This window comes from Micromonospora sp. NPDC049580 (assembly GCF_040675595.1).
Classification (GTDB): Bacteria; Actinomycetota; Actinomycetes; order Mycobacteriales; family Micromonosporaceae; genus Micromonospora.
This window is the reverse complement of the sequence record NZ_JBFAPG010000842.1, coordinates 1-1,049: the sequence shown is the minus strand read 5'-3', so window position 1 is coordinate 1,049 and position 1,049 is coordinate 1. Positions and strand designations below refer to the sequence as shown.

At 75.3% G+C, this 1,049-nt stretch carries 1 protein-coding gene and 1 pseudogene; one reads left to right on the top strand and one right to left on the bottom strand.

Annotated elements, in window-relative coordinates; translation table 11 throughout:
* Positions 1-401 (bottom strand): annotated as a pseudogene (locus tag AB0J68_RS32500) (sensor histidine kinase); the annotation flags it as partial.
* Positions 402-616: 215 nt separating this feature from the next.
* On the opposite strand from AB0J68_RS32500, the gene AB0J68_RS32495 reads away from it, so the two are divergent.
* Positions 617-1,049 (top strand): DUF6223 family protein (locus AB0J68_RS32495; protein ID WP_363942760.1); only part of this gene is annotated, 433 nt, incomplete at its 3' end.

Sequence of the window (1,049 nt, the reverse complement as noted above, 5' to 3'; positions counted from 1 at the left end):
ACTAGGCTGGCAGGCATGGCGACGGACGGCCCGGTTGTGCAGGTGCGCGGCGGGGCGAGAGCCGTGAGGGGCAGAGCGACAAGCATCAGCACGGCGGCGGCGACCGTGACGACGCGGTGGCCGGCCCGCACACCGGTGTACACCGCGAACAGGAAGGCGACGGCCGGCACGTCGAAACCGACCGCCTGGTACCCCACGGCGCACAGCCCGGTGACGGCCAGGACGGCGACGGGCCACCGACGGCGCGCCGCCAGCGCCAGACCACCGGCGGCCAGCAGCGGATAACCCAGCAGGTCGCTGTCGAGGGTGGACCGGTCCGCGGACAGCCCGGCGACCAGCAGCACCGCCGCCACGCCGACGGCGATGGCCCAGTCCCGGACACCGGCACGCCCTGTGCTCATGGGCGCACCCTAGCCCGAGGTACGCCCCGAGCGACTCCTGCGCGCGAACGACAGGCGACTACCACGTCCGCGGTAGACGCGCGGCACGCACGCCGTACGCGGCAGTCGCCTGCGCCCACAGTGGCAGCGCGAAAAGCCTCCGGCCGCCGGACGACCGGCGGCCGACGCGGCGACACGATCGAACGGCAACCACGACGTCCGAGAAGGAGATGCGCATGTTCCGGTCAGGAAACACGTCGGCGGCGCGGCTGGTGTTCACCGCTGCCGCGTCCGCCCTGCTCGGGGGTCTCGGGCTCGCCGCGCCGGCCGCCGCCCACACCTCCGCCCAGCCGTTGGCGGCCACCGTCACCACCATGAGCGCCGGGCGGCTCGGGGCGAGCGTGGGTGGTCTGCTGGCCCTGGCGGGGGTGATCGTCGGCGCGGTGGCCCTGGCCCGACCGGCCAGTCGCGTCGGTACCGGCAACGGCACACTCGGCGCCGTGGTGGCCCTCGCGTCGGGACTGCTCGGTGTGGGCCTCGGCGCGCTGGTGGTGGCGACCTCCGACGGCGGGATCGGCACCGGTAACGGTCGGGGCGGGGCGTACGTGGCCCTGGTGGTGGGGTTGGCCGCCCTGGGCCTCGGCGGACTGGCGCTCAGCCGCACCCGCG